Raw genomic sequence first — 23556 nt, forward strand, 5'->3', positions numbered from 1 at the left:
GAATGCGGAGTATCCGAACATGCCAAAAATGAAAACTAAAAGTGGTGCTGCTAAGCGGTTTCTGAAAACTGCTAACGGTATCAAGCACAAGCACGCTTTCAAGAGCCACATCCTGACTAAAATGTCGACCAAGCGTAAGCGTCAACTGCGCGGTAGCAGCTTGCTGGCACCGTGTGACGTGGCAAAAGTCGAGCGCATGCTGCGCCTTCGTTAATTTAGTCAAGAATAGAGGAAGTAACTCATGGCTCGTGTAAAGCGTGGCGTCATTGCCCGTAAACGTCACAAAAAAATTCTGAAACTTGCTAAAGGCTACTACGGCGCTCGCTCGCGCGTATTCCGTGTTGCCAAGCAAGCGGTAATCAAGGCAGGCCAATACGCCTACCGTGACCGTCGTCAGAAAAAACGTCAGTTCCGCGCTCTGTGGATCGCTCGTATCAACGCTGGTGCACGTATCAACGGTCTGTCCTACAGCCGTTTCATCGCCGGCCTGAAAAAAGCGTCCATCGAGATCGACCGTAAGGTTCTGGCTGATCTGGCAGTGAACGAAAAAGCGGCGTTTGCTGCGATTGTCGAGAAAGCTAAAGCCACCTTGGCTTAAGTACCCCCGACAGTCACCCGGCCTCACCTCTGTGGGGCCAGGTGTTAAACGTCATAAATAGGGGAAGAGCCTTCAAGCTCTTCCCCTATTTTGTATCTGGAGTCTGTACATGGAAAACCTGGATGCGCTCGTCTCTCAAGCACTAGAGGCTGTGCAAAGCGCTGAAGATATCAATGCCCTGGAGCAAATCCGGGTTCACTACCTTGGCAAAAAGGGTGAATTGACTCAGGTGATGAAGACCCTGGGGAATTTGCCGGCAGAAGAGCGTCCGCAAGTCGGCGCCCTGATCAACGTTGCCAAGGAGCGTGTCACAGAGGTTCTCAATGCGCGCAAGGCACAGTTTGAAGAGGCCGACCTGGCCGCCAAACTGTCCGCCGAGTCCATTGACGTGACCCTGCCTGGCCGCGGTCAGACCTCGGGTGGTCTGCATCCGGTCACTCGCACTCTGGAACGTATCGAGCAGTTCTTCACCCACATCGGCTACGGCATCGCCGAAGGCCCTGAGGTCGAAGACGACTACCACAACTTCGAAGCGCTCAACATCCCAGGCCATCACCCGGCCCGGTCGATGCATGACACCTTCTATTTCAATGCCAACATGTTGCTGCGCACCCATACCTCACCGGTACAGGTCCGCACCATGGAATCGAAACAACCGCCGATCCGCATCGTCTGCCCAGGCCGTGTGTACCGTAGCGACTCCGATATCACTCACTCGCCGATGTTCCACCAGGTCGAAGGCCTGCTGGTCGACCGCGATATCAACTTCGCCGACCTGAAAGGGACCATCGAAGAGTTCCTGCGCGTGTTCTTCGAAAAAGAACTGGCCGTGCGTTTCCGCCCTTCGTATTTCCCGTTCACCGAGCCATCCGCCGAAGTCGACATGGAATGCGTGATGTGCAGCGGTAAAGGCTGCCGTGTCTGCAAGCAGACTGGCTGGCTGGAAGTCATGGGCTGCGGCATGGTTCACCCGAACGTGTTGCGTATGTCCGGGATCGACCCGGAAGAGTTCTCGGGCTTTGCCTTCGGCATGGGTGTTGAGCGTCTGGCCATGCTGCGTTACGGCGTAAACGACTTGCGTCTGTTCTTCGACAACGACTTGCGGTTCCTCGCGCAATTTCGCTAGTCGTAACGAATTCTTAGGAGAGCAGGATGAAATTCAGTGAACAATGGCTGCGTGGCTGGGTAAGCCCGCAGGTAAGTCGTGACGAGCTGGTTGCTCGTCTGTCGATGGCCGGTCTTGAGGTCGATAGCGTTACGCTGGCCGCCGGCGAATTCACCGGTGTGGTGGTGGGCGAGGTGCTGAGCACCGAGCAGCACCCGGACGCCGACAAGCTGCGCGTTTGCCAGGTCAGCAATGGCTCGGAGACCTTCCAGGTCGTTTGCGGTGCACCCAACGTGCGCCCGGGCCTGAAGATCCCGTTCGCCATGATCGGTGCCGAACTGCCGGGCGACTTCAAAATCAAGAAAGCCAAGCTGCGTGGCGTTGAGTCCAACGGCATGCTGTGCTCGCAAGCCGAGCTGCAAGTCGGCGAAGGTAACGATGGCCTGATGGAATTGCCGGCCGATGCGCCGGTCGGTCAGGACATTCGTGAGTACCTGAGCCTGGATGACGCCAGCATCGAGGTCGACCTGACCCCGAACCGCGGCGACTGCCTGTCCCTGGCCGGTCTGGCCCGTGAAGTCGGCGCGTTGTACGCTGCTGAAGTCACCCGTCCGGTGGTTGCTGTCGTGCCAGCCGTGCACGACGAAGTGCGTTCGATCGAAGTGCTGGCGCCAGCCGCTTGCCCACGTTACCTGGGGCGTGTGATCCGTAACGTTGACCTGTCCAAGCCGACGCCACTGTGGATGGTTGAGCGCTTGCGTCGTGGCGACGTGCGCAGCATCGACGCTGCCGTCGACATCACCAACTACGTGATGCTGGAGCTGGGTCAACCGCTGCATGCCTTCGATCTCGCCGAAATCAATGGCGGCATCCGCGTGCGCATGGCTGAAGAAGGCGAGAAGCTGGTACTGCTCGACGGTCAGGAAGTCAGCCTGCGTAGCGATACGCTGGTGATTGCCGACCACACCCGCGCCCTGGCCATTGCCGGCGTTATGGGTGGCGAGCACAGCGGCGTCAACACCGCGACCACTCGCGACGTGTTCCTGGAAAGCGCGTTTTTCGATCAGATTGCTGTCGCTGGCAAGGCCCGTTCCTATGGCCTGCACACCGACGCCTCGCACCGCTACGAGCGTGGTGTGGACTGGCAGTTGGCCCGTGAAGCCATGGAGCGCGCCACTGGCCTGCTGCTGGAAATCACTGGCGGCGAAGCTGGCCCGATCATCGAAACCGTCAGCGAACAACACCTGCCGTCGATTGCGCCAGTTACTCTGCGTGCGCAACGCATCACTCAGATGCTGGGTATGGAAATGGAGTCGGCCGAAGTCGAGCAACTGCTCAGCGGCCTGGGTCTGAAGATTTCTGCCGATGGGGCAGGGCAGTGGCGCGTTGAAGTACCAAGCCATCGCTTCGACATCAGCCTGGAAGTCGATCTGATCGAAGAACTGGCTCGTCTGTATGGTTACAACCGTCTGCCGGTTCGCTACCCGCAAGCTCGTCTGGCGCCGCAAGCCAAGGCTGAGGCGCGGAGCGATCTGCCTGAGCTGCGCCGTCTGCTAGTGGCTCGTGGCTATCAGGAAGCGATCACCTACAGCTTCATCGATCCGAAACAGTTTGAGCTGTTTAATCCAGGTGTCGAACCGCTGTTGTTGGCCAACCCGATTTCGAACGACATGGCCGCCATGCGCTCGTCCTTGTGGCCGGGTCTGGTGAAGGCGCTTCAGCACAACCTGAACCGTCAACAGGATCGCGTGCGTCTGTTCGAAAGCGGCCTGCGTTTCGTCGGTCAGCTGGAAGGCCTGAAGCAAGAGCCGATGCTGGCGGGTGTTGTTTGCGGTAGCCGTCTGCCGGAAGGCTGGGCACAAGGTCGCGATGTGGTGGACTTCTTCGACGTCAAAGCCGACGTAGAAGCGGTGCTGGGCTTTGCCGGTGCACTGGATTCATTCACTTTCGTACCGGGTAAACACCCTGCGTTGCACCCGGGTCAAACCGCGCGCATCGAACGTGAAGGTCGCTTGGTCGGTTTCGTCGGTGCTATCCACCCTGAGTTGTCGAAAACTCTCGGTCTCGACCGTCCAGTCTTCGTATTCGAGCTGGTTTTGGCCGAAGTAGCGTTGGGCAAAATGCCTAAATTCCAGGAGTTATCGCGCTTTCCTGAAGTGCGTCGTGATCTGGCACTGATTGCGGCCACGGACGTCGCGGCCAGTGCCGTACTGGACGTAATCCGTGAAAATGCAGGCGAATGGCTGACAGACCTCAGGCTATTTGACGTGTATCAGGGTAAAGGCATTGATCCTGATAGAAAAAGCCTTGCAGTCGGCTTGACCTGGCAGCATCCATCGCGCACTCTTAATGACGATGAGGTGAATACCACGACGCAAAACATCCTCACCTCGCTCGAACAAAGGTTGAACGCCACGTTAAGGAAGTGACGTATGGGGGCTCTGACGAAAGCTGAGATGGCGGAACGTCTGTATGAAGAGCTGGGCCTGAATAAACGGGAAGCCAAGGAATTGGTCGAACTGTTTTTTGAAGAAATCAGGCACGCTCTTGAAGACAACGAACAAGTCAAATTGTCCGGTTTCGGCAATTTCGACCTTCGGGACAAACGCCAGCGGCCTGGCCGCAATCCGAAAACGGGTGAAGAAATCCCGATCACGGCTCGCCGTGTGGTCACCTTTCGTCCAGGGCAGAAGTTGAAGGCCCGAGTTGAGGCTTATGCTGGAACCAAGTCATAACGACGAGCTACCCGTCATCCCAGGCAAACGCTACTTCACCATTGGTGAAGTTAGCGAGCTGTGTGCGGTAAAACCACACGTGCTGCGTTACTGGGAGCAGGAGTTTCCTCAACTCAACCCCGTCAAACGCCGCGGAAACCGCCGGTATTATCAGCGACAAGACGTGCTGATGATCCGGCAGATCCGCGCGCTTCTTTACGATCAGGGGTTCACCATCGGCGGCGCACGCCTGCGTTTGTCCGGCGATGAAGCCAAAGACGACACCACTCAATACAAGCAAATGATTCGGCAGATGATCGCTGAATTGGAAGATGTACTGGTTGTGCTCAAGAAATAAATTCCTGCTTTTAAATACTTCCAGTTTTCAAAAGCTTGCGATATATTCTTGAGCGTTCTTCGAGAAGAGGAACGGGTTTCACGCCTAGTCGGGGCGTAGCGCAGTCCGGTAGCGCACTAGCATGGGGTGCTAGGGGTCGAGTGTTCGAATCACTCCGTCCCGACCATATTTTTCAATGACTTAGCCCAATCTGAAAAGGTTGGGCTTTTTCATGTCTGAAAAATACCCCCACATTTACCCCCACGGAAAAATTTGACCGTTTGTCGCGATGCAAATCTGTGTATAGGCTCACCAGTTCGAGTCTCGTTTCCCGCTCCAAATATTGCGCTGCGGAGTTCCACTGAATTCTGTAAGTGATTGAAATCAGGACCTTCGGGTCCTTTTTTCGTTCCAGCGGGAACCACGAAATCCAGCACTATCCGTGCGTTTAAGTCCAGCTTTGGACTTCCGGGATGGGGCCGAAAGGGGCTTGCCCTACAGGGTCCTTTCGACCCTAAGCGGTCGCTTTTAACGCTGTTGACTAACTCAGCCCAAGTTTCTGGCAGCGGTCGGTGCGGTATGATCAACGGTCGCGCTTGGCGCAAACACGATCTCCAGGGGAAGTTAATGTCCGAGTTCATCAAGAAGCGAATCATCAAGAATTTGATTGATGAGCTCGCCGATATCGATTCCACCTCGCTCGAGATCATCGGCCACAAGGTCATCGAAACCCTCGAGTCCAAGAAACTAGTGCACCACGGCATCAACAAGGACTATAAACCGGTGGGTTACACGGTCGATACGTTTTCCCAAGATTTCACGATCGTTGGCGAGTACAGCACCGAGGATAAATACTTCGAGGATTCCTCTGGCGGGAAGAACGAGAACCGGTTTGACAAGATCGCAAAAGACATCCTGCACGCGGTGGCGAAGAGCGGAGACACGCCGCCATCGAAGATCTACTTGATTTCGAGTGACGAAGAGCCGGCATCGTTCAGGGGGAAATTCAACAAGTCTGACCTCGCGAAGGAGCATGCAGCACGGGTGAACTTCTTGGACGCACGGGAACTGGCCAAGACCATCTTCCAGTCGTCGCAGGACAACTCGCAGGCCGCCGACCTCTATCGCTACTACCTTCCCGACTTCGCGCAGAACCTGGACAACTACGAGTATTACGGACGGGTTTCTCCGGCCTGTACGAACCACCAGTCCGAACCGCTGTTCCTCGATTCGATCAGGCACCATTTTGCTGCCGGCACTGAGATCTGCGTGCTGCACGGTCTCAGCGGCTCAGGCAAAACGCAGGCTGCCATCGATTACGTGCGCGCCGCGCTCCATGAGTTTGGGAACTATCTTTGGATTTCCGGCGAGGACTGGAAAGATGGGGTGCCGCTCACTGCGATCAAGCGATCGCGCGGTGGCGTCGCGATCAATGTGGCCGGAGTATTCAATTCCACGAGAACGCTCCTGATTGTGGATGACCTGTCGCGGCGCGTGACGGTAGAGTCTTTTTCCGAATTGGCGCCAGGTTTCGCGCTTGGCGGGCGGGTTCTCTTGACCTCCCAGCAGGGTGAACCAAACAGTCCGATTCATCTGTCGATGCCTCGCTTGTCGCTCGTAACCGCTTTTCGGATCCTGGGCGAGGACGAAGCCACGGCCAATGACACCACTCGGCAATTCGTCGGAGCCTGCCGGTTCTGCCCGTTGATTCTCGCGGTCACGCGAGAAGTGGCCGAGATGGACGGCATCGACAAGGATGACCTCTATCGCGAAGTCCTCGCGATGCCTCAAGCTGCGCATGGGGACGATGGCGGCCCCATTATGGCGCGGATCTTGAAGCGACTGAGCGAGATGAATCGGCAGGCTTTGGTCAAGATCGCCAATAGCGGGTGTACGACCTACGACTCCCATTTCCTGACGTCCTTCATTGGTGCCAATGCGCGCGCTTCGTTGCAGCGACTGGCGATACTCAATCGCACTGCCACATCGTCCACGTTGTCGGTCCACGATTTGATCTGCCGCGCCGTACGAGCGGGAGCACTAGACGGACGCGAGCTGGCCGATGCGGTGGAGCGGTATGTTGAGCGCCATGGAGGCGAGATGGTGCCCAGCGTGCTAAGGCAGATTCATTTGTCCGCAGACCAGTTGTTAGCCGCGCACGAGGGTCGCGGCGAGCGTCGCCCGGATTGGTTGACGTATGCACTGCTGCAGATGGAGCACAGTGCCAAGGCGGAACTGATAGGTCACCTGCATGGCTCGGCATTGCGCACAGACATGCCGATCGCCGAACTGCTATGCGTCGTCGACAGCAAGGAGGCGTATTCGTATTTCCTGCCTAAGAACGATCGGCCTGGCCACTACGAGGCCTGCGCCGAAGAGTACGGGAAGATTGCCGAGGAAACGATGGAACCCGATATCCGTGCCGAGATGCTGCACCACCAGGGCAAGGCCCTTCGTCGGTGCGACCAACTCGAAGCGGCCTGGGTGAGCTTCCAGCGGCTGCTGACCGACAGGCCCGGATGGCACGCCACCTATGGGCAGATCGCACACATGGGAACCCAAAGGGGTGCGAGCGACGAAGTGAAGTCGGAAGGCGAAAAGGCGATTCGCAGCCTTATCAAGGATATTCTGAAAGATCTGTACGCGGTGCCACTTCGCGTGTCCCTGGCGGCTCTGAGCCGACTTCGCTCCTATCCGGGCGTGAGAGAGGAACTGGCGGCAAATCCGGCAGATATTAAGCAGCTTGCCGACGTTGTCGCGATGTCCGCGCTGGAAGGATTCGATCAGTTTTACGAGGCGTTTCTCGCCCTGACTTCCCTGTTTGGCTACCGTCACGGGGAGGTTTGCGTAGCCGTAGCTGAAGTCTTCCCGGACATGCTGGCTATCTTCCCCAACGCTGTAGATGAGCGCCAATGGGTCAATGCGTGCGAGGCGTTAACCAATGTCGCTACCGTCGCGTCGGAAGAGGGAAAACACGACTTCGCGCGGAAGTTGTACGGTACAGCTAGTGCATTCGCGCAGGAGCTTAGCCGTTCTTCGGGCAACCAGTCTTTTGCGGCACGTGTGATCACTAAAACATTCCTTGCGGCTGGAAATGCCGAGGAAGCACTGGCTGCGGTAAACCGGATCCCTGAGCAGTCTAGGGACCATTGGCTGCTGTATCAGCAGGCAAAGGCGGAGTTGGCGCTCGACTATCGTGATGAGGCGCTGATGACCGCGGAGCGGGCCCTTGAATTGGCTTCGAGGGACACCAAGGCCCAGAGCAGGCTGTCCATTTATCACGATCAGGTAAGTCAATGCCTGGAAGCGTTGGGCAAGATGCCAGAGGCGATCACGAGCGCAATGACAGCCCATAGTTTGGTGCGTGATGACAAATACGGTGAACGCCTGAGAGCGCGAATCGAAAAATTGATGCAACAACAGGGCTGAGCCCCTCGAGCAAGATCTTTGCAGACGAGGAGTCTCAGCGGAAGCGTTTTGGCACATGTACAACTTATGCTTTATGTCGGGCGAGGCGTATTTTTGGCTTGGCCCTCGCGTTGTTAGGTCCGAAACGTCCGCTATTGGCCCAGAGTGTGTAAAAACGCTTCGCCAAAATTGAAGTGTGCGCGTCTACGTTAAATCTGAAATTTATTGGCCCGTCAGCAGATGTGGATTTCGCATAGAAGCGCGATTTCCAGTCCGGTTATGAGTACCTGTCACGCTGAAAAACGTTTTTACACAGCCTCGGCCGTTTTCTGCCCATCGCGACCGGCTGAAACCGACCCTTTATGCCGGTGAGCTTTGACCGCGATCAGTTGATCGTGGTCTGGATCGCGACACTTCGAGTTTGACTTACCGGCCCGCACTTCAATGCCACGCTGTTCCCACGGGCTGACCTGCCTGTCAGGTATAGGCATCGCCTATGCCACACACTGGAATCGTCCTGTTCATCCCCCTGCAAAAAGAGCGCAACAATGCGCCCACGGGTCCCGATCGCTCTTGTTACAAGGGGCCGGAACACTCAGCAGAAGATTGCAGCCAAGACTTGATCCTGCCGTTCCGACCGCCCATCCAACTCTCTGCCACGAATTACAATAACCTCAGAGGCGTGCATCATGAACGGTATTTCAACAGCAGTACCCGGCATTATCGATGGGCACGCGGGCAGCGACCCGCAGGCGACAACAGCAGCCAAGGCAAAGAGCAAGCCACTGAACAAGGCCGTACTGGGAGTGACCCTGGGCAACATGGTGGAGTGGTTCGACTTCGCCCTGTATTCGTCGATGGCAGTGATGATCGGCGACATCTTCTTTCACAGTGAAAGTCACACCACCCAACTCATCGCCATCTACGCCACCTTCGCCGCAGGCTTCTTGATGCGGCCCCTCGGCAGTTTGGTCTTCGGCCCCATCGGCGACCGGTTCGGCCGTCGTGCAGCACTGACCCTGAGCATCGCCCTGATGGCGATCGCGACCTTCTGCATTGCACTGATCCCGTCGTATGAAAGCATTGGCATCATGGCGCCGATACTACTGGTTGCCATGCGCATGCTTCAGGGGCTGTCCACCGGCGGCGAATACGGCGGCTCGGTGATTTTCATCGCCGAACACGCACCAGACAACCGCCGAAGCTTTCTCACCAGTTGGCTGGAAGTGGGGATCCTCTCGGGGTTCCTGCTCGGCGGGGCGGTGGTCAGTGTGTTGATGCTCGCGCTGGGTGAAGAAACCATGCGTGCCTGGGGCTGGAGGATTCCTTTCGTGATCGGCGGGCTGCTGGGCATGATCGCCCTGTACCTGCGCTTGAACCTGGAAGAAACCCCGATCTTCAAGGAGCTTCAAGAGAACGAACGCAAACTCGCAGCCACCAAGCGCAGCATCACCTCCATGCTGATCGAAGAGTGGCCGCAACTGCTCAAGAGCATGGGCCTGGTCGCCATTTACAACGTCTGCTACTACGTCGTACTCGGTTACATCCCGGGCTACCTGACTAACGAACTGGGCTACTCCAGCAGCTTCGGCAGCGTGCTGGGTATGGTCGGTACACTCAGCATGCTGTTGCTGGTGCCATTCTCCGGTTTGCTCGCCGACAAGGTTGGCCGCAATCGTCTGGTTGCCCTGGGTTGCATCCTGCTGATCGTCTTCTCGATCCCCGCTTTCACAATGTTGCAAACCCATAACGTGGTGCTGGTGTATGTCGCGGTACTCGGTCTGTTGATCGCCCAATTGCTGTTCGAAGGGGCAATGGGAGCGACCTTGGTGTCGCTGTTCAAGGCGCCGGTACGCTTCAGTGCCCTGGCCCTGAGCTACAACATCTCGGTGTCGGCATTCGGCGGCACCGCGCCGCTGATCAATACCTGGCTGATCGGTGAAACCGGCAACACAATGATCCCCGCTTACTACCTGATTGCCGCCGCCGTCGTGGGACTGATTGCGATCCTGATGACCGAGGACCGCACCGGCAAACCGATGCCCTGAGCTTCTTCCGTCTCCCTCCCAACCGGCGACCCCTGTCGCCGGTTTTTTCTGTCCGACAGGAAATGCCTCCCCATGAAACTTTGCTGGATTCATCCCACGGGCCGTAATGCGGTTCTGGAACCCTTGTGGAACACCATTCATGACTCGCTTGGCGGCGCTCTGGCGCAGGGCACGCAACTCGACTTTCGCTTCCTCGACAACAGCGGTGGCTTTACCCGTTCGCTCTACGCCGAACACCTGAACTCGGTGTTGATGGTGGAGGCCGCGATCAAGGCCCAGGCTGACGGTTACGACGGTGTCTTTCTCGGCTGCTGGAATGATCCACTCTGGGAAGCCCGGGAAATGCTCGACATTCCGGTGGCCTCGGTGGGCGAGCAGTCGATGTTGGCAGCGCTCGCCATGGGACAACGGTTTGCGGTGATCACGGTGTCGGAGAAAACGGCTGTTGCGATAGAGCGCGACATCATCGGCTATGGTCTGACCGAGCGTTGCATCCGCCGACCGGTGCGTTCGATCCAGCCGTTCTCGGATGCCTCGTTGCTGCTGGAAGCCACACATTCGCCGGTCGAGCACTTCATTCCAAGGCTGGAAGCGGTAGCGCATCAATGCATCAGCGAAGGTGCGGACGTGATTCTGGTGGGATGTGCCTATTACGGCCCGTTGTTGCGCCGTGCCGGTTATCGGCTGGTGAAGGGGACGGAAGTTCCGGTGGTGGATTCATCGACGGTGGCGCTCAAATATCTGGAGGCCATGGTGGGCATCGCGCAGTGCACAGGGATGGTGAAAAGTGCGGCGAATCTGTTCGCCGGGATTTCACCGGCTTCGATTGCCCAGGCACGCAGGGCTTTGGGGCTGGAACTGGAACTGTAGGAGCGAGCCTGCTCGCGAAAAACCCGAGAACACCGCGGGGTGTCAGGCTGCCAGCGTTATCGTTATCGTTATCGCCCATCGCGAGCAAGCTCGCTCCTACAGGTTACTGAGGATTAGCGGAAAAACCCGGCCGTGGGATCTTGCCCATCAACATGCACGACAAACCACCGTTCACTTCGACTTCGCTGCCGGTGATATAGGAAGACCGTTCACTGAGCAGGAACAGTACCGCGTTGGCAATGTCCTCGGGCGTGCCGATGCGGCGGGTGGCGGTAAAGCCTTCGCGAGCTTCGGTGATGCCGGGGTGGTCGTAGTAAGCGGCGGTCAAGGCGGTGCGGATCATGCCTGGCGCCACGCAGTTGCTGCGCACGCCATGCGGGCCCCATTCCACGGCCAGTTGCTGGGACAATGCCGATACTGCGGCCTTGCTTGGCGTATAGGCGCCGCTGTACGGCTGGGGATTGTGCGCGGCGATCGAGCTGATGTGCACGATGCTGCCGGTACCCGCATTACGCATCTGCCGACCGAACTCGCGGGCGCACAGCAAGTAACCGTTGAGGTTGACCGAAAGCAGCGCGTTCCAGTCGGCGAGTTCGATATCCGCCAGGTTCACTGAACGCAATATGCCGGCGGCGTTGACCAACGCATCACAGGCACCGAACTCGCGGGCGACGGCTTCAGCCGCTGCCTTGACCTGAGCCTCATCGGCAATGTCGCAACCTATGCTGAGCCGGCGTCCGGGAAGATAGGCAAGCGTCTGTTGCAAGGCCTCACAACCTTGAACATTGCGGTCGAGCAGGGCGACATTCGCGCCGAGTTCCGCCAGTGCGGTGGCGATCGCGGCGCCAATCCCGCTGGCGGCGCCGTTTACCACGCACACTTTGCCGGCCAGACCGAGCCAGTCGTTGTTGTCACTCGCAAGGGTGGAGGGAGTTGTCATTGTAAATCTCCTTTTTTGTCATCGAAGGTCCATGCCCGGCACGCATGGCGCGCCAGGCTGAGAATCAGATGTTGGCGCTGAGTGTCTTGATGTCATGGAGCAAAATGCGCTCGTTATCCGAGTAGTCCACGGGGCAGTCGATCACGTGTACACCGGGGGTCAACAGGCATTCCGCGACCAGCGGGGCGAAGCTCTCTGCGCTTTCCACCCGGTGGCCGTAGGCTCCGTGGCTCTGCGCGTAGCGCACGAAATCCGGGTTGCCGTAGTCCAGGCCAAAGTCATCGAAACCCATCTGCTGCTGCTTCCAGCGGATCATTCCGTAACCGTCATCGCGCAAGATGATGACCACCAGGTTCATGTTCAGCCGCACGGCGGTTTCGATTTCCTGGCTGTTCATCATGAAGCCGCCGTCACCGCAGACCGCCACAATCGGCGTATCGGGATAGACCAGACGTGCAGCCATCGCCGAAGGCAGGCCGGCTCCCATGGTCGCCAATGCGTTGTCCAGCAACACGGTGTTCGGCATGTAGGCCTTGTAGTTGCGGGCGAACCAGATCTTGTAGATGCCGTTATCCAGGGCAACGATGCCATCGGACGGCAGCACCGAACGCAGGTCCGCCACCAGTCTCTGCGGGTACACCGGGAAGCGCGCGTCGTCGCTGCCCTCGGCAACGTGGCCTTCATTGGCTTCGCGGATGGTCAGCAGGCGTTCGAAATCCCAGGTGGGTTGTACCTCGATGCTTTCCTTGATTTGCCAGACCGCGTTGGCGATATCACCAACGACTTCGATCTGCGGGAAGTACACCGGATCAACCTCGGCGGAGCGGAAGCTGATGTGCACCACTTCGGTCCCACCGCGCGCCATGAAAAAGGGCGGCTTCTCGATAACGTCGTGGCCGATGTTGACGATCAGGTCGGCGGACTCCAGCGCGCGATGGACGAAGTCGCCCGCCGACAGCGCCGCGTTACCCAAGAAGCGCGGGTGACGCTCATCGACCACGCCCTTGCCCATTTGCGTGGTGATGAACGGGATGCCGGTTTTCTCGATCAGTTGGCGCAACACCCGTGCCGTCATCTTGCGGTTGGCGCCGGCGCCGATCACCAGCACCGGGCTGCGCGCGGCTTCGAGCTTGGCCACTGCGGCCTGGATGGCCTTGTGTTCGGCCACCGGACGACGGCTCAGGCTTGGGGCGATGGGCGTGCTTTCAGTCAATTCGGCGGCGATGTCCTCGGGCAATTCCAGGTGCACCGATCCCGGCTTCTCTTCTTCGGCCAGGCGAATCGCTTCACGGATGCGCGACGGGATGTTGTCGGCCGATGCCAACTGGTGGGTGTACTTGGTCAGCGGCGCCATCATTGCGCACACGTCGAGAATCTGGAAACGGCCCTGCTTGGATTTCTTGATCGGCTTCTGCCCGGTGATCATCATCATCGGCATGCCACCCAGATAGGCATAGGCACTGGCAGTCACCAGGTTGGTCGCGCCCGGGCCGAGGGTCGACAGGCACACACCGGTTTTGCCGGTCAGGCGACCATAGGTGGCAGCCATGAAGCCAGCAGATTGCTCGTGGCGGGTCAGGACCAGCTTGATGGAAGAGCGAGAAAGGGAGTCCAGCAGGTCGAGGTTTTCTTCACCGGGAATACCGAATATGTACTCCACCCCTTCGTTTTCCAGACACTTCACAACTAATTCAGCGGCTTTGATCATGATGGACTCAGCTTTCTTGAGGTCAAAAAAAGGCCGCGACAGGGGGACGCGGCCTCTGTGGTGCTGCGCGAACGATCAGTCGGCGACGATGGCGTAGGTTTCGATTTCGATTTTCTGCCAAGGGCGCAGCATCGAATCCACCTGGATCAGGCTGCTGGCCGGACGAATGCCGTCGAACACTTCGCTGTGGGCCTTGGCCACGATGGCGGCATCGTTGATGTCGCGCAGGTAGACCACGGTGCGGACAACGTCTTCAACGCTCATTTGGGCTTCGGCCAGGACCTTTTTCACGGTGCCGAGAATCGCCTGCGCCTGTTCATAGGCATTGCTGTGTTCGTAATCGGGTGAGGCACAGGTACCGGAGATGTGCAGGTGGTTGCCTACCCGTACAGCGCGGGAGTAACCGAACACGGACTCATACTGGCCGCCCGAAGAAATGTTTTGCCGCGTTGCTGTTTTGCTGGTCATGTCATGTCTCATTTTGGGAGGGGTTTACCGGTGGAGTCTTTGACGAACAGGATCGAAATCAGGCCGACCACAGCACCGGCGATCAGGTACCAGGCAGGAATCATTTGGTTGCCGGTGGTGGAGATCAGCCAGGTGTTGATCAAGGGCGCGGTGCCGCCGAACAGCGAAACGGCGATGTTGTAGCTGATGGCCAGGGCGCTGTAGCGCACGCGGGCACCGAACAGTGAAGTCAGGGTCGCCGGCATCGCGCCTTCAAAAAACAGCTGGGCGAGGGTCAGGGTCAACAAGGCGGCGAACAGGAAGCCGACTTGTCCGGTGTGCAGCAGCATGAAGCAGGGGAACGCCATCACGATCAGCAGCACACAGCCACAGATGATCATCCGGTTACGGCCAATCCGATCAGCCAGGTGGCCCGACACCGGGATCAGCACGAGCATGAACAAGGTGGCCGCCAGGCCCAGGGACAACGCAAAGCTGTTGCTGTAGCCGAGTACGTTTTCGAGATAGCCGGGGATGTAGCCCAGGACGATGTAGTAGGTGACGTTGAATACGGTCACCAGGCCCATGCACTTGAGCAGTTGCGGCCACTCGTTGATCAGCAGGCTGAAACGGCTGGTTTTTTCACCGGTGCTCGATTTCTGCAGCGCTTCATTCTTCTGGATTTCCTTGAACACCGGCGTTTCTTCCAGGCCAAGTCGCAGGTAGAGCGCGATCAAGCCGAGTACGCCGCCAATGGCGAACGGCACGCGCCAACCCCATTCCGTCATGGCTTGTTCGCCGAGGGTGAGAGTAAACAGGCTGACCACGGCACCGCCCAGCAGGAAGCCGGAGATATTGCCGAACTCAAGCCAACTGGTGAAATAGCTGCGACGTTTATCCGGAGCGTGTTCGGCGATGAAGGTGCAGGAACCGCCGTATTCGCCACCGGTGGAAAGGCCCTGAAGCAGGCGCATGAGAATCAGCAAAATGGGCGCAAACACGCCGATGCTGGCATAGCTGGGGATGACGGCGATGGCGAAGGTCGCGATGGCCATCAATGAAATGCTCAGGGACAACGCCGTGCGACGGCCGTATTTGTCACCGATAGGGCCAAAGACCAGACTGCCCAGCGGGCGAATCAGGAAGCCTGCGGCAAAGGTGGCGTAGATCGCCATCAACTGTGTCGTCGGGTTGTCATCATGGAAAAAGGTTTTGCCGATGATGCCCGCCAACGATGAATACAGTGCAAAGTCGAACCATTCGACCATGTTGCCAAGGGTCACGCCGACAACGGCTTTGGACAGGCGTTTACGCGATTGCTCAGCAGGGGCGCGGTTGCTGGAAAACCCAGGGATCGCGGTAGCGTGTGCTTCGCCCATGATATTGCCCTCTTTGTAGTTGTAGTGAGGCAGCAGTCAATTGGGGAGCAGGCCCACGTCTGGCGCGTGGGGCCTGCGCTTGGGTCAGCGCATGAACACACCACCGGCGATGCACAGCGATTCGCCCGTGATGTAGGAGGGTTTGGCGCTCAGTTGCCAGACCCAATCGGCGATCTCTTCAACGCGCGCGGCGCGTTTGAGCGGAATGGACTCGATGGCGGCTTCGATTCGACCGCCGGCACGGGTCCCTTCAGTGTCGACCCAGCCCGGCGCCAAAGCGTTCACTACGATGTTGTGATCGGCCAGTTCGATGGCCAGTGAACGGGTCATCGCAACGACCGCGGCCTTGGAGGCGCTGTACAGCAGCTGATTCTTCGAAACGGTGAACGCATCAACCGAAGCGAAGAACACGATCGAGCCACCGCCAGCCGCCTTCAGGTGACGGGTACCGATACGGGCGATGTTCAATGAGCCTAGTACGTTGATGTCGAAAATCTTGCGGTAGAGCGACTCGCTGTAGCTTTCCAGCGACGACGTCGGGAAGATCCCGGCCGCGTTGACAATGGCGCGCAACGGAGCCTTGCCATCGAGCGCCGCGTCGACCGCACTGGTCAGTGCCTCTTCGCGGGTAATGTCACCGACGACCGGAGAGAAGAGGGCGCTGGCGGCTTGCTTGCTCGGTGTTACGTCAACGGCAACGACATGCCAGCCTTCATCCTGAAAGCGTTGAGCGACGGCCTGTCCCATGCCCGAAGAGGTACCGGTGACGATGACGCTGGAGTGAGGTGCATTGTTCATGGTGGTTATCCGATCAGGCCAGTTGAGGGAGAGGTGCGCTGGTAGGCAAGGACAGTTCCATGACATCCAGTTGGCTTTGGGTGTCCTGGTAGTTGCTCAGCCATTCGCGCTTGACGATATCGATGCGCGACTCGGCCGGTTGCAGCTTGGCGAATTTGGCGGCCAGGCCTTTCATGCCGGCGGCGCGGAGCTTGAGGAAACGCATGACCAGCTTGGTCTGCTCGCAATACACCGGCCATTGTGGGCCGCGCGGTGCGCCCAGGCCGATGTAGAACAGACCCTCCAGGTTTGTGGGCAAGGTCATGGCCGCAGTGCGCAAGGGGGCGCCGTTACGCCAGTGCAGCAAGCTTTCATCGAGGAACGGCAAGCGGGTGTTGAAACCGGTGGCCCAGACGATGGTGTCGTAATCGGCCGAAGTGCCATCGGAGAAGGTCACTGTCTTGCCTTCGATGTTTTCGATCCCGGGAGCAACCTTGATGCGACCGTGCTGGATCCAGTACAGCAGCAGGGTATTGACCACCGGTGGCTGCGCATCCAGGTCGTAGGTTTCAGGGGCCGGCATGCCAGGGTAGTTCTTGTGGGTGCCAACACTGGCCATGATCAGCATGTTCATGACCATGTTCTGCTGCTCGGGTGGCAGTTGCCCGAGGAATGGCAGCTCACCGCGGGGTACGCCAAAAATGGTCTTGGGCTGGAACAGTTGGCCGCGACGGATAACGATGGTCGTGTCCAGGCGGGCCTGGGCAGCATCTACCGCGAGGTCACAGCCGGAGTTGCCGAAGCCGACAACCAACACCTTGCCCTTGACCTGTTGCACGTTGCGGTATTCGCCGGAGTGGATCGACACGCCAGTGAAGCGCTTGCCCACTTCCGGAATCTTGCAATCCCACAGGTGGCCGTTGGCGACCAGCACACCTGCATAGCGTTTGGTAGTGCCATCGCCCAGGGTGACTTGCCAGCCGGCTTCGCCGTTATCGCCCAGGGGCACGGCGCTGCGTACTTCAGTGTTGAAGGTGATTTTTTCGCGCAGGCCGAAGGTGTCGGAGTAGGCGTTCATGTACGCCTTGACCTGGTCTCGGCTCGGGTACACCGGGTAGTCCGCCGGCATTGGGAAGCCATCGAAGCAGGAACTGCTTTTCGGCGTGATCAGATGCAGAGCATCGTAGTCGGTGTTCCAATGACCGCCGATGTTCCCGGACTTTTCAAAGCAGTCCACGTGGAAACCGGCGTCGGTCATGGTCTTCAGTGCGGCGAGGCCTGCGGCCCCGGCGCCAATGATGCAATAGTGATTGGACATTATGACTCCCCATTCCTCGAACGTTGGAAGCGCCTGTTGTTGGCGTCCGTGGATTGAGTATCCGTCCCGGCAATGGACGGATGAATGGGCTAAGCCATGTGTGTCCTATAGGTGTTGCCTATGGCTAGATGGACTCCAGATGGGCATACAAGCTCTGGATACGGCTCAAGTGGCTGCGCATCAGGTTGATCAGCACCCGCGTCGGCGGCGAGATGGGGGTGTCGTGGCGGTGGATGAAACCAAACACTTCGAAGATCGGCGGGTTGATCGGTACCCAGCCAAGGCGGTCATTGAAGCCCAGCTGATGCAGGATGGGGCGCGTGGCAATAACATCCCCCAACCCACGCGCCGCCAGTTCAAAGCCGGTGATCTGGTGCTCGACTTCGATGATCGGGTCCAGCACCTCGCCACCCTTGGCCGCCAGCTGTGCGAGCAATCGGCGGATGGGATCACCGGTACTCCAGCGCGCCTCCGTCAGGATCAACGGTGCTACCGCCAGGTCTCTGATGGTCTTTGGCTCCTTAAGGTGCTCAGGGTTGGCGCTGATGTATCCCACCTGGGCCGACCATACCGGTTCGCTCACTGCAAGATTCTGCTGTTTGATGGGCAGCATGACCAAACCTGCTTCAATTTCACCCTGGCTCACCAACTCAGCAATTTCCGAAGAGTTGTAGCCGACGATCTTGATACGCATGTTCGGGTGCTGGGTGCGGAACTGTTCGATCAGGTCGGTGAGAAAATAGTGGTGCGCCGTGCCGAAGGTGCCAAAACTGGCCACGCCCCCGGACAGTTCCCGCACAGCCTGTACTGCTTCATAACCCTGGCGTGCCGACGTCACCATCCCTTGCGCAAACGGCTGCAAACGTCGTCCCGCCTCGGTGAGCATCAGCCTGCGGTTTGTGCGGATGAATACATGCGTACCCAGGTGCTCTTCCAGGCGCAGGATCTGTTCGGAGAGAGAGGGTTGTGAAATGTGCAGGCTCTCCGCGGCCTTGGAAAACGTACCGTGTTCGATTGCAGCGAGAAAGTAGTGGAGTTGTTGCAGTGTCATGTTGCAGATCCTTCACCGATATGAGGCCAACATGACACAGTTCGGCTTTATCGCGAAGGAGGTACTGCCTGCAATCTGAAGGTCTGACGGTCAACTTCATGCAACGTTGAACGACCGCTTCTGGCCGATTTCTGCCTGTTACGTACAGCCGAAAACTTCCCTCAGTAGCTAGCCATCCTGCCTAGGAACAACGGGTGGTTCTGTGGGCTCGCAGGTGTAGACGGCACTCGCGGTTGCGGGTAAACCAGCCTTCGGTCATCAATCAGCTTGGTGGCAGATTCAGTCCGAGAGCATGCCCCCCTTCTGTAAAACTACCCTGTAGTCGATAGCGTGTAATGGGCGCCAATTCTTCGGACGCGAACCGCGCCAGCGGATAGCCAGACTTAGTATTGCCTGACATCGAACCCAGTTGAAGCGTACAAAGGAGTAGCAGTGATGGCTTTCTGATTTCGGCACGGCTAGGCTGGTGCACACCAATAAGGAGGTGTAATGAGCCAGTACCTTTTGAGTTTCGCAAGGCAGAACCTTGAAGGAAGGTCTGATGCTTACCTCATGCTCCTCTGGTGTATGTACAAGGCCAATCAGAGCAAAGGGCGCTACTCCGACCACATCAAGTCGCACATCACCACAACGGCTGATGAGCTGCTGGGCCGTAACTACCAGCGGGCTGCTGCACGCTTCAAAAAGGTTCTCGATAGCAGACCTGAATTGGATTGGGTGGCACCATCAGGTCTGAATCCGCTGGCTCATCTGCGAGTAAAGAATTTTCGAGGGTTCGGAGAGTTTGGCTCCGATGATAAAGGCACTCTCCTTCACTTCAGCCCTCTAAAGAACATCTTCTACGCTCCTAATGGTGGCGGCAAATCATCACTGTGTGAGGCATTGGAAATCGGCACTACCGGGAGCATTAAGGAGGCCGGCCGCCGCAAGACCAAGGTCAAACAATACGTTGCCCGTGGAGCATCCAGACCTCAGCTCAGCCTGATCGACACAAACAAGGCGCCGGTGACGCAGAGCCTCAGTTGGTCGAGTTGCTTTATCGACCGCAACCGTCTTCAAGAATTTTCGCTGCTGGGCTCGAAGGACACGGGAAGCGCCGAGGGCGACGTCTTGGCAACCTTGTTTGGATTGGAAGAGTTTCAGGAAGTCATTTCTCGATTTGTCAGGCCTGAGAGTTTTGTCCTCAAGCCCTTCATGCGCCCTGACCAGGCTGATGCCCTGGCAGCTTTGGAGCTCGATCGGGTTGCTTTCGGGAAGACGCGGCGAACTCATGCTGCTGTAGTGGGAGCCTCTATTTCAAAAGTCTGTGAGCTTCTGGGGCTGCGAGATGATCAAGATTACGAGGTTCGTCTCAGATACCAGAGGCTGCCTAAATTAATCGAGCTGAGGATTCGTAAAGCAGAGCGCCTACGAGTAGCGCAAGGCCCGAGCGTCATCCCCCCGAAGCAAGTGAGTCGCGCATGCGCCATCGCCAATCGCCTGCTCCGGCGCAAGGCATCAATCGAAGCAGAATTTCTTCGACGAGCCTCGGACGTGAACTACCGCGCGATTTACCAAGCCCTTGAGGCAATCGAAAATTCGGAAACAGGCAACATTTGCCCGGCTTGTTTGACACCATTGAATAGAGTTGTTGTGAACCCTTTCGACAGGGCACGACATGAGCTTCAGGCGTTAAGTGCTTTAGAGCAATTGAAGCATTCGAAACGACGAAATGACGAACGAATCGTGCTCTTGGCGTCTAGGGTTGCTACAGGGTTGACCATCGTGAAAGCCAATGAGCAAGCTGGCGCTCCATGCATTCTGCCTACAGATGATCTTCAAGCGGCACTTTCTGACTTTCATGCAGCGACGGATCGTGCTGAAGTAGCGTCGAGCGTTCTCCGCCTGTTCCTGAAGCTCCACTCTGAACACACCAGCGAGCTTGAAGCGTATCTCCAAGCCTGCCAACGCAAGCGCAATGAAGTGGCTCAGGCTGAAGCTCAGGCAGTACGTCTCGAACGTCAGGCCAAGGAACTGAGTCAGCTTGGCGAGTCGCTACGGCGGCTATTTGACGAGAAAAGAACCGCCGAGAGCGAATTAAAGATCGTTAGCAATAAGATGGCCGATATATCAGCGCAAAAAGCTGAGCTGATGAATGATGCAACTGACAATAGTCACTTTAACCTGCTGCTACAAAATCTTGAGATTGAGTACGGCAACCTTTATCGCGATTTGCTGGCTTACAAACTGACATTGGAAAAGTCCCGCATCTCCGGGATCGAAGCTAAAGCGGCAGAGTACTATCGAGCCATCAATAATCACGACGATGAGCATGAGCAAATCGATTCGTTGAGCTTTGACAAGGTAGCTGATAGCTACAGGATTAAGATATCAAATGCAGACGGATCTTCGTTAGATGCGTTCTCAATACTGAGCGAAGGGCATCTAAGAACGCTCGGGTTGTCATTATTGCTCGCGATGGCTCAAAAGAATAAGTTTCCCTTGATAGTCTTCGACGACGTGGTCAATGCCATCGATAGCGATCACCGCTCGAATATCATCGATCTTTTATTCTCTGACCCCTATCTCCGCCAAATCCAAATGGTGGTTACCACGCACGATCGACTTTTCTGGGAAAGGTTTTGCATCATTGCGGAGCGTCATACCCAATGCGATCAACACACCAGCAACGTGTTGATCTATACGAATAAGGGCATCGTGGTCATTGATCACGCGGGAGGCTTTCAAGAGAAGGTGTACCGTGCGTTAGCTGTCTACGATATCAGACAGGCCTTAATATATTGTCGCATCTGGTTTGAGTCAATGGTGCTGGAGTACTGCATTGAAAAGGGCGTAAGTGTCACTGCTCACTTTAATAAGTCTCAGCTTAAAAAGAGTATGTATCTTCAAGTCAGTCTTGAAGCGACGTTTTCACTCGTTGAGCCCTATATTGATTACGATCTTACGAATTTTAACGTTATCAAGAATGATCTCGTGAATTGGGGTGGGCAGAACCAGGAACATCATGCTTTCGATGAAGGTAGTCTGAATTTCGTGCACTCCAAAACCAGCAAGGAGGTCGTCAGGATTTATGATGCAATCCGCTTGCTGGAGTGTCAGTTATTCACCGCGAGGAAAAAAGATTCCGGAGAAAAATTCCTTGCGGACATCAATGGAAAAATCGAGTGGGGCAAGAGAAAAATGGCGTCGCTTGCTCGGGCGCCGGACCATATCCAGCAGGAACAACAGACGAGATTGAGCGCGCTCGAAAAGCGTGCAGCCGACCTTGTCCAAGAGCTTGAATTTATCGACCGTTGCCTTGCAAGCGTGGCTCAACGGAATCAAGTCCCAGAAGACCAGCAGATGCAGGCTGAAAATCCTCTCCTTGAGGAGCAATAGCCCAATGCAGCTGTTCAGGGTTTATGTTGGCCCTGAGCAAACCATGCAGGTACCGGGGGTTGAAAGGGGCGGCTACTCGCCACCGTAAAGTTGGTGGCGGCGAAAGTGGGAGCATGCCGCTGAAATTTCCAGGCTTAGCGGCTTGATCAATCCAGACTTAAACCTCTGCTTCCCACGGTCGGCGCACGAATCGGACATAGACGCCCAGGGCGTCAACTGGTGACGAGTATTTCCTTACACCGACATCGGAGCTGATGAGAAGGATCGGTGCACTCGGTTCCGCGGGGACCTCAGTGACCAACCAAGGAGCGAGGCTTTGCAAAGGCGGTTGCAGGAACGCCGTCTCGCGCCGCAGCCCCAGTGCCTCACGTACGTTCTCCTTCGAGGAACTGCGCACGTCTTTGCAACTGATGCCCGCAAAGATCTGCGAGTGGGACGGACGCTCACCTGCGCCTGGCTCAAGTACACAGACGTCAAGCTCGTGTCGGGCCTGGCGGGGGGCCTTGCCCGGAGCTCCGCCGTTATGCGCCCAGCTTAGCGACTCAAACTCGACCGAGGTCCAAGCTTCCCCCACTGGCTGTCCAGCGGCATCGAGCAGATCAAAGTGCGAGAACCTTTTGCGATCGGCCAGAGCTGGTTTACTCGCCACGACGACCTCTGACGCCTTACCTCCCTTGGATGGTGGTCGATGAATGATCGACCCTTTAGGGTGCGCTCGCCGAAATACCCGCAGCAAACGAGCAAGAACCAGCATTTCGTACAGCTTGTCGCGAGCCATCGCTTGTAGTTGAAGGGGGGGAGGTGCTTTCGCGGCAATGTCGAAGAGCGCGCCCACAGCTTTGACCAAGTCCGGTGGTGCCGGTTGGTTCTTCTTTTTCTTCTTGACGCCTGCCGCGATGGATGGAGTCGTACTCATAAATCCTCCTTGGTCTCACGTGGGAGAAATTTGAGCAACGCTCCCCGCAACGCAATTTGCTGCTTCGTCGGGCGCCGTCCAAGGTTACGTCGCAGGCTGGTTTTTCGGTTGCCGACGCGCATCTGCATTGACTCGACCTGCTGATCGCGCGCGAGCACCTCGTTGAGTTCGCGGCGAACTGCTTGCTCGGTTCCGCTGTTCACCGGAAAAGCGAGCACCATCAGCAACGACAGGGCTTCTTCAAATCGCTCTTTGGTCTCGCTGCGCCTCGCGGGTTCCGCGTTGCCACTGCCTAACCTATTATCCTGGAGCTCCTCTCCAAGGTGCTCATCAGGCTCGACTGGTGCGCTGAGCTTGGCCAGCTCCACGAACTGGTGCATCAATGGCCCCTCATACGCGCAGGCTCGTCGATGAATCTCGCGAAGCGCCTGTTCCAGGTCGTCCTCACCTTGTAATTTGATCTGCATGCTTCCTCCATGGATGTTCCTGTACCGCGGCTCTGGCAGCTATGCGAGGCGTGTTTCTGACCGAATAGCTATCAACAAGGCGGTCGGTGTCACGT

At 57.3% G+C, this 23556-nt stretch carries 19 protein-coding genes and 1 tRNA gene; 11 read left to right on the plus strand and 9 right to left on the minus strand.

The window, feature by feature from the left end; translation table 11 throughout:
- Window positions 1-19: 19 nt before the first annotated feature.
- The 10 genes from rpmI to AC3IUE_RS11115 all read left to right on the plus strand — a co-directional run bounded on the left by rpmI (window position 20) and on the right by AC3IUE_RS11115 (window position 11080).
- Window positions 20-214 carry a 50S ribosomal protein L35 gene (rpmI, locus tag AC3IUE_RS11070; protein ID WP_008145659.1) on the plus strand — a complete coding sequence of 65 codons (195 nt, stop codon included), beginning with the start codon at window positions 20-22 and terminating at the stop codon, window positions 212-214.
- A 27-nt stretch (window positions 215-241) separates the two neighbouring features.
- Window positions 242-598, plus strand: a complete 357-nt coding sequence (rplT, locus tag AC3IUE_RS11075; RefSeq protein ID WP_007905879.1) for a 50S ribosomal protein L20 — start codon at window positions 242-244, stop codon at window positions 596-598.
- Between the two features lie 109 nt (window positions 599-707).
- The gene (gene pheS, locus AC3IUE_RS11080; protein WP_461997695.1) at window positions 708-1724 is read left to right on the plus strand and encodes a phenylalanine--tRNA ligase subunit alpha; all 1017 of its coding nucleotides are present in this window, start codon (window positions 708-710) and stop codon (window positions 1722-1724) included.
- Between the two features lie 26 nt (window positions 1725-1750).
- Window positions 1751-4132, plus strand: a complete 2382-nt coding sequence (gene pheT / locus AC3IUE_RS11085) for a phenylalanine--tRNA ligase subunit beta (RefSeq protein WP_489267326.1) — start codon at window positions 1751-1753, stop codon at window positions 4130-4132.
- Between the two features lie 3 nt (window positions 4133-4135).
- Window positions 4136-4438, plus strand: coding sequence for an integration host factor subunit alpha (ihfA, locus tag AC3IUE_RS11090; RefSeq protein WP_002553164.1), 303 nt, complete (start codon window positions 4136-4138; stop codon window positions 4436-4438).
- Window positions 4419-4775, plus strand: coding sequence for a MerR family transcriptional regulator (locus AC3IUE_RS11095; RefSeq protein WP_003179985.1), 357 nt, complete (start codon window positions 4419-4421; stop codon window positions 4773-4775). The genes ihfA and AC3IUE_RS11095 overlap by 20 nt, the downstream gene beginning before the upstream one ends.
- An 89-nt stretch (window positions 4776-4864) precedes the next feature.
- Window positions 4865-4941, plus strand: a tRNA-Pro gene (locus tag AC3IUE_RS11100).
- Window positions 4942-5381: 440 nt separating this feature from the next.
- The gene (locus tag AC3IUE_RS11105) at window positions 5382-8183 is read left to right on the plus strand and encodes a tetratricopeptide repeat protein (RefSeq protein ID WP_489267331.1); all 2802 of its coding nucleotides are present in this window, start codon (window positions 5382-5384) and stop codon (window positions 8181-8183) included.
- A gap of 668 nt (window positions 8184-8851) precedes the next feature.
- The gene (locus AC3IUE_RS11110; protein ID WP_489267333.1) at window positions 8852-10210 is read left to right on the plus strand and encodes an MFS transporter; all 1359 of its coding nucleotides are present in this window, start codon (window positions 8852-8854) and stop codon (window positions 10208-10210) included.
- Window positions 10211-10282: 72 nt separating this feature from the next.
- Window positions 10283-11080, plus strand: coding sequence for an aspartate/glutamate racemase family protein (locus tag AC3IUE_RS11115; RefSeq protein ID WP_489267335.1), 798 nt, complete (start codon window positions 10283-10285; stop codon window positions 11078-11080).
- Between the two features lie 103 nt (window positions 11081-11183).
- Here AC3IUE_RS11115 and AC3IUE_RS11120 read toward each other — a convergent pair whose 3' ends face one another.
- From AC3IUE_RS11120 to AC3IUE_RS11150, 7 genes are all read right to left on the minus strand, one after another.
- Window positions 11184-12020, minus strand: coding sequence for an SDR family NAD(P)-dependent oxidoreductase (locus AC3IUE_RS11120; RefSeq protein WP_489267337.1), 837 nt, complete (start codon window positions 12018-12020; stop codon window positions 11184-11186).
- Between the two features lie 64 nt (window positions 12021-12084).
- Window positions 12085-13728, minus strand: a complete 1644-nt coding sequence (locus AC3IUE_RS11125; protein ID WP_489267339.1) for an acetolactate synthase large subunit — start codon at window positions 13726-13728, stop codon at window positions 12085-12087.
- Between the two features lie 75 nt (window positions 13729-13803).
- On the minus strand, window positions 13804-14196 hold the full coding sequence (locus AC3IUE_RS11130; protein ID WP_489267341.1) for a Rid family hydrolase: 393 nt from the start codon (window positions 14194-14196) through the stop codon (window positions 13804-13806).
- Window positions 14197-14204: 8 nt separating this feature from the next.
- Window positions 14205-15554 (minus strand): MFS transporter, encoded by a 1350-nt coding sequence (locus AC3IUE_RS11135; protein WP_489267343.1) that lies wholly within the window; start codon window positions 15552-15554, stop codon window positions 14205-14207.
- Between the two features lie 84 nt (window positions 15555-15638).
- A complete protein-coding gene (locus tag AC3IUE_RS11140) occupies window positions 15639-16352 on the minus strand; it encodes an SDR family NAD(P)-dependent oxidoreductase (protein ID WP_489267345.1) in 714 nt (237 codons plus the stop codon).
- 13 nt (window positions 16353-16365) lie between these two features.
- On the minus strand, window positions 16366-17649 hold the full coding sequence (locus AC3IUE_RS11145; protein ID WP_489267347.1) for a flavin-containing monooxygenase: 1284 nt from the start codon (window positions 17647-17649) through the stop codon (window positions 16366-16368).
- Window positions 17650-17773: 124 nt separating this feature from the next.
- Window positions 17774-18700 carry a LysR family transcriptional regulator gene (locus AC3IUE_RS11150; RefSeq protein WP_489267349.1) on the minus strand — a complete coding sequence of 309 codons (927 nt, stop codon included), beginning with the start codon at window positions 18698-18700 and terminating at the stop codon, window positions 17774-17776.
- A gap of 489 nt (window positions 18701-19189) precedes the next feature.
- Here AC3IUE_RS11150 and AC3IUE_RS11155 point away from each other — a divergent pair, with 489 nt between their 5' ends.
- Window positions 19190-22078: an AAA family ATPase gene (locus AC3IUE_RS11155; RefSeq protein WP_489267351.1), complete on the plus strand. Its 2889-nt coding sequence runs from the start codon at window positions 19190-19192 to the stop codon at window positions 22076-22078.
- A gap of 157 nt (window positions 22079-22235) precedes the next feature.
- On the opposite strand, the gene AC3IUE_RS11160 is transcribed toward AC3IUE_RS11155, so the two are convergent.
- Both AC3IUE_RS11160 and AC3IUE_RS11165 read right to left on the minus strand, forming a co-directional pair.
- Window positions 22236-22994 carry a hypothetical protein gene (locus tag AC3IUE_RS11160; protein WP_489267353.1) on the minus strand — a complete coding sequence of 253 codons (759 nt, stop codon included), beginning with the start codon at window positions 22992-22994 and terminating at the stop codon, window positions 22236-22238.
- The gene (locus AC3IUE_RS11165) at window positions 22991-23461 is read right to left on the minus strand and encodes a hypothetical protein (protein WP_489267355.1); all 471 of its coding nucleotides are present in this window, start codon (window positions 23459-23461) and stop codon (window positions 22991-22993) included. Before AC3IUE_RS11165 ends, AC3IUE_RS11160 begins: the two co-directional genes overlap by 4 nt.
- Between the last annotated feature and the right edge of the window lie 95 nt (window positions 23462-23556).

It is taken from the genome of Pseudomonas sp. GL_093 (assembly GCF_057837605.1).

What these genes read in the sequence shown, in the direction of transcription:
- rpmI (WP_008145659.1), top strand. Translation starts at nt 20, where the DNA reads ATGCCAAAAATGAAAACTAAAAGTGGTGCTGCTAAGCGGTTTCTGAAA.
- rplT (WP_007905879.1), top strand. Translation starts at nt 242, where the DNA reads ATGGCTCGTGTAAAGCGTGGCGTCATTGCCCGTAAACGTCACAAAAAA.
- pheS (WP_461997695.1), top strand. Translation starts at nt 708, where the DNA reads ATGGAAAACCTGGATGCGCTCGTCTCTCAAGCACTAGAGGCTGTGCAA.
- pheT (WP_489267326.1), top strand. Translation starts at nt 1,751, where the DNA reads ATGAAATTCAGTGAACAATGGCTGCGTGGCTGGGTAAGCCCGCAGGTA.
- ihfA (WP_002553164.1), top strand. Translation starts at nt 4,136, where the DNA reads ATGGGGGCTCTGACGAAAGCTGAGATGGCGGAACGTCTGTATGAAGAG.
- AC3IUE_RS11095 (WP_003179985.1), top strand. Translation starts at nt 4,419, where the DNA reads ATGCTGGAACCAAGTCATAACGACGAGCTACCCGTCATCCCAGGCAAA.
- AC3IUE_RS11105 (WP_489267331.1), top strand. Translation starts at nt 5,382, where the DNA reads ATGTCCGAGTTCATCAAGAAGCGAATCATCAAGAATTTGATTGATGAG.
- AC3IUE_RS11110 (WP_489267333.1), top strand. Translation starts at nt 8,852, where the DNA reads ATGAACGGTATTTCAACAGCAGTACCCGGCATTATCGATGGGCACGCG.
- AC3IUE_RS11115 (WP_489267335.1), top strand. Translation starts at nt 10,283, where the DNA reads ATGAAACTTTGCTGGATTCATCCCACGGGCCGTAATGCGGTTCTGGAA.
- AC3IUE_RS11120 (WP_489267337.1), bottom strand. Translation starts at nt 12,020, where the DNA reads ATGACAACTCCCTCCACCCTTGCGAGTGACAACAACGACTGGCTCGGT.
- AC3IUE_RS11125 (WP_489267339.1), bottom strand. Translation starts at nt 13,728, where the DNA reads ATGATCAAAGCCGCTGAATTAGTTGTGAAGTGTCTGGAAAACGAAGGG.
- AC3IUE_RS11130 (WP_489267341.1), bottom strand. Translation starts at nt 14,196, where the DNA reads ATGACCAGCAAAACAGCAACGCGGCAAAACATTTCTTCGGGCGGCCAG.
- AC3IUE_RS11135 (WP_489267343.1), bottom strand. Translation starts at nt 15,554, where the DNA reads ATGGGCGAAGCACACGCTACCGCGATCCCTGGGTTTTCCAGCAACCGC.
- AC3IUE_RS11140 (WP_489267345.1), bottom strand. Translation starts at nt 16,352, where the DNA reads ATGAACAATGCACCTCACTCCAGCGTCATCGTCACCGGTACCTCTTCG.
- AC3IUE_RS11145 (WP_489267347.1), bottom strand. Translation starts at nt 17,649, where the DNA reads ATGTCCAATCACTATTGCATCATTGGCGCCGGGGCCGCAGGCCTCGCC.
- AC3IUE_RS11150 (WP_489267349.1), bottom strand. Translation starts at nt 18,700, where the DNA reads ATGACACTGCAACAACTCCACTACTTTCTCGCTGCAATCGAACACGGT.
- AC3IUE_RS11155 (WP_489267351.1), top strand. Translation starts at nt 19,190, where the DNA reads ATGAGCCAGTACCTTTTGAGTTTCGCAAGGCAGAACCTTGAAGGAAGG.
- AC3IUE_RS11160 (WP_489267353.1), bottom strand. Translation starts at nt 22,994, where the DNA reads ATGAGTACGACTCCATCCATCGCGGCAGGCGTCAAGAAGAAAAAGAAG.
- AC3IUE_RS11165 (WP_489267355.1), bottom strand. Translation starts at nt 23,461, where the DNA reads ATGCAGATCAAATTACAAGGTGAGGACGACCTGGAACAGGCGCTTCGC.